Source organism: Aquimonas sp. (genome assembly GCF_044377145.1).
In the GTDB taxonomy this organism is placed as follows: domain Bacteria; phylum Pseudomonadota; class Gammaproteobacteria; order Xanthomonadales; family Xanthomonadaceae; genus Aquimonas.
The window spans coordinates 1-4,203 of the sequence record NZ_JBILJQ010000152.1 but is presented as its reverse complement, the minus strand read 5'-3'; the positions used below and the strand labels follow the sequence as shown (position 1 = coordinate 4,203).

Here is a 4,203-nt window from a genome sequence, read left to right as displayed (position 1 = left end):
TAACCGCGAAGTGCACGCTTTTTTGGATCGGATCGTGCGTCTCTGGAACGCCAACCTCGGCATCCCGAGCGAGCAGCTCCCTGACGCCGCAGATGCACTGCGCGGGGCCACCCCTTGCGGCCCGCAACTGACGGACCATCTGCGATTCACCTGCCGCCGTCCGGACTACTGGATCGTGGCGACCGGTGGAAGCATTTCGATCGGCTGTTGTCCCGATGGTTCCCTACCGAACGAATGGCAGTACATCGCCATGGATCGTGTCATCGCGCTTTGCAACGCTTTCGTCGGCGTTGCCGATGACAGATTCGACGGTCTAACTCGCCAGCGTAGATTGGTCGCCCTCCACGACGGCGCCGCCGAAATCCAATCAGGACACGTCGCAAACGTGATCAACCTTCTCGACTGAGCGGAGAACGAAGAGCTCCGTCTACCCACCAACCCAAAGGGGAGCACGCCTCCCCTACGGGGGGCGTGCGTTTCCCCATCAGGAGAATCTCATGTCAACGACTACCAGCTCTTTCAAGGCGCAGCCCAGCGGAGGAGAGATCGACCTCTACACACGGATGCAGCACCTCTGCGCCAACGCCCAGCTCACCGCCGGGCTCTTCAACGCCTACAGGCAGGACCTGACAGTGCACGACCGCAGCTACATCGCGGACGACGCGCAAGCCGGCGACGCCCTGCTGTGGGTCATCAAGGACTCCGGGACCTGGCTTGCCCTGGTCGACGAGTCGCGCGTTCATGCCCATGCCGTCTTGCGAACAGCGCGCAAGGACGAGCAGATCTACCTCATCGAGGTGGATCGGCACACCGGAAAGCTTGCGTACGGCCGAATTCGCTCCCTTGACCGCTCTCACGCTTGGGACATCGTCGATAGCCTCAGCGTTCGACCGGACCGTGTCCCTCGCAGGACCTACATCAGCGAACACCTGAAGGCCTTGAACCTCGACCACACGGTCGTGCCCACAGACCTCTCGCGCATCGCGAGCGAGCGCGGCCAGTGCGCATACCTCAAGTTCGAGGGAAACCTGCTCCGCGTCATTGTGCCGACCGCAGGCATCGACCGGATCCTGCACCGGCCGGAGATCTCCTCGCCGGCGGCTTACAGGCTCGAAGTAACCAGCGCCTTTGGCCACGCCGAGCTGCATGTGATCACGGCTGCCGCGTTCAAGCGTCGTCTCGCCCAAATGGAGAAATCCGGCGCGCGGCGCGCCGCCTGAAACCAGCCTGCTGAACCCCGAGGCCGACCCCATTTCGGGGTCGGCCTTTTTTTGTTTGCAGGATCGGAGTGTCAACCCCTTGCGGCGATGGGAAGGGCCGCGCGACGATGCGATCGCGGCCTCCTCGGCCATGCGTGTTCGCAGCGAAAGCTGCTCGGGTCGCCCACCCAGAAAATGCGGCACACACGGGCCAAGTGCCCACACCCTCGCGGGGATTTCCCCGCCAGGGGATCTCCGCGATCACACCGAGGAGATCCCCATGTTGATCGACACCGATCTGTGCTTCACCCATCTGGACACCGACCAGGCCCTTCAGGTCGAAGCGCGCCTCAACGAGGTGCGCCGATTCATGCACGGCGAAAGCCGATTCCTGTCTTACGCCGATGAATCGCCTGAGGCGATCAAGCGCGAGATCGCCTCGCGTTCGGCACTCGGCACTTTCGCCCGCACGCGCTCTACAACGGGTTCACCACTGCGAGCGGCCTGACGGATTGCACGCGCGGGGACGGCACGGCCCGCACCAGAAGCCGCCGATCCACTGCAACCGCGGAAAGTCTGCGCGTCGCCGAAGCATGCTTCCAACGCGGCGCGCTCGATGTCCTCGAGCGCGCCGCGAAAGAGCCAGAGCGCCGGCGGACGATTCTCGGGCGGCATTCAAACCTCCCTGTTCTGACCGGATCAGTCTCGCGAACGTCCTGTACGCCCCGAAAGCCTGGGCTGTGCGCCTGCGCTTCCAAGTAACGCCAGTCCCGCTGGCGCCCCTCCCGTGACATCCAACCACCTCCCCGATGAACCGGCACCTTCGGAAGCGCTTTCCCTTCCGGGGGAGAGCGGTCCCGGAGGTCCCGGTGGTCGGGATCAATCAGGAGCACCCTCATGGAACAGAACACAACGGCCACCATCCACGTGGCCACCACCTCCCCTGCTGCGTCGGCGCCGTCGATCGGTCTGCAGGAAACCAGCCGGGACATCCTGGCCAAGAAGTACCTGATGCCCCACGAGTCAGGTGCGGACGACACCTTCGAACGCGTGTCTACGAAGCTCGCTAACGCCGAAGCACCCGAGCTACGGGAGGCAATCCAGGCGGAGTTCCGCCGCGCCTTCGACGCGGGCTTTGTCGCCGGCGGCCGAATCATGTCCGGCGCAGGCCGCGACGCGGCGAATGTCACCCTGATCAACTGCTTCGTGCAGCCGATCGGGGACTGCATGACGGGCCGCGACGAGGAAGGTCTTCCCGGCATCATGGATGCGCTCGCACAGGCCGCGGAAACGATGCGTCGCGGCGGCGGTGTCGGCTATAACTTCAGCCGCATCCGTCCGGCGGGCGCCTGGGTCAGGGGGACGCAGAGCACCGCGTCAGGCCCCTGCCCGTACATCGACACCTTCGATGCGATGTGCGCGACGGTGGAGAGTGCCGGCAGCCGCCGTGGCGCGCAGATGGGCGTGCTCGACGTGTCGCATCCGGACATCGAGGCTTTCGTCGAAGCGAAGAAAGTTCAGTCTCGCTGGCGCAACTTCAACGTCAGCGTGCGGACCTCCGACGCCTTCCACGCCGCCGTCGATACGGACGCAGAATGGCAGCTGGTACACCGCGCGCAGCCCCATCCGGCAACGCGCCCCGAGGCGTTCCAGCGAGAGGACGGCCTGTGGGTCTACAAGACCATCCGAGCCCGAGACCTGTGGGATCGCATCACGCGGATGACCTACGACTATGCCGAGCCGGGGATCATCTTCGGGGACCGCGTGTCGACGGAGAACAACCTCTGGTACTGCGAGTCGCTGGACGCGAGCAACCCGTGCGCGGAGCAAGTCCTCCCTCCGTACGGCTGTTGCTGCATTGGGAGCTTGAACCTGACGCGGTTCGTACGGAATCCGTTCACGGCGTACGCGAGCTTCGATTTCATCGCCTTCGCGGAGACCGTGGGTCCCGCTGTCCGTGCTCTCGACAACGTGCTGGACGTGACCGCCTGGCCGCTGCCCCAGCAGCATCAGGAGGCCATGAACAAGCGTCGAATCGGCCTCGGCTTCTTCGGGCTGGGCAGCGCGAAGTTCATGCTCGGTCTGCGGTACGGCTCGGACGACTCGGTGCGCTTTGCCGAAGCCGTGTCGAAGTGGCTGCGCAACGCCGCCTATAAGGCGAGCATCGAGCTTGCCAAAGAGAAGGGCCCGTTCCCGCTGCTGGACCGGGAAAAGTACCTGGAAAGCGGCTTCGCTCAGAGGCTGCCGGACGAGATCCGCGAGGACATCCTCCGATACGGCATCCGCAACAGTCATCTGCTGTCGATTGCACCGACCGGCACGATGGCCCTGAGCTTCGGGGACAATGCCTCCAATGGATTGGAGCCCGCGTTCGCGGTGAGCTACCAGCGTCGAGTGCGGCAGCCGGACAACTCCGAGCGCATCGTGGACGTCGAGGACCACGCCTACCGGCTGTTCCGAGCGTCCGGCGGAGACGTCAGCAATCTTCCCGCGCACTGGGTCACGACTCAAGACCTTACGGTGGAGGATCACCTGCGGGTCATGGCGGCAATCGTGCCCTACATCGACGCCTCGATCTCGAAGACGGTGAACTGTCCGGAGTCGATGAGCTTCGAGGACTTCGGAGATGTCTACCTGCGCGCCTACGAGCTGGGCCTAAAGTCGTGCGCGACTTACCGTCCGAGTGGTGTTCGTGGCTCGATCCTGATCGACCCCAACGCCGCGAAGGCCGCAGAACGCACCGACGATCCGGATCGCCGACTGGTCCTGAAACCGGCGGCCGGGCTCACCGAGGGCTCACTGCGTTGGCCGCGACGACCAGACTCACCAGACGGCTCGCCGAGCTGGACGTTCCGCGTGAACGCGCCTGAGGCTCGCTTTGCAATCACCGTCGCCCACTACGAGAACGGGACGAACCATCCGTTCGAGGTGTGGGCACAGGGCGCCGAGGTGCCGCGCGTGCTGCCGGCGATCGCCAAGGTGCTGTCGGCAGACATGCGCACCA

The 4,203-nt window shown here is 64.6% G+C and carries 4 protein-coding genes; all 4 read left to right on the top strand.

The window, feature by feature from the left end:
* Positions 1-406: hypothetical protein (locus tag ACIQ7H_RS21875; protein ID WP_395795559.1), on the top strand; the 406-nt coding region annotated here is incomplete at its 5' end.
* A gap of 91 nt (positions 407-497) precedes the next feature.
* Positions 498-1,220 (top strand): hypothetical protein, encoded by a 723-nt coding sequence (locus ACIQ7H_RS21870; protein ID WP_395795557.1) that lies wholly within the window; start codon positions 498-500, stop codon positions 1,218-1,220.
* A 259-nt stretch (positions 1,221-1,479) separates the two neighbouring features.
* Entirely contained in the window at positions 1,480-1,707 is a 228-nt protein-coding gene (locus ACIQ7H_RS21865; RefSeq protein ID WP_395795555.1) for a hypothetical protein, read from the top strand.
* A gap of 389 nt (positions 1,708-2,096) precedes the next feature.
* Positions 2,097-4,203: adenosylcobalamin-dependent ribonucleoside-diphosphate reductase (locus ACIQ7H_RS21860; RefSeq protein WP_395795553.1), on the top strand; the 2,107-nt coding region annotated here is incomplete at its 3' end.

What these genes read in the sequence shown, in the direction of transcription:
- ACIQ7H_RS21870 (WP_395795557.1), top strand. Translation starts at nt 498, where the DNA reads ATGTCAACGACTACCAGCTCTTTCAAGGCGCAGCCCAGCGGAGGAGAG.
- ACIQ7H_RS21865 (WP_395795555.1), top strand. Translation starts at nt 1,480, where the DNA reads ATGTTGATCGACACCGATCTGTGCTTCACCCATCTGGACACCGACCAG.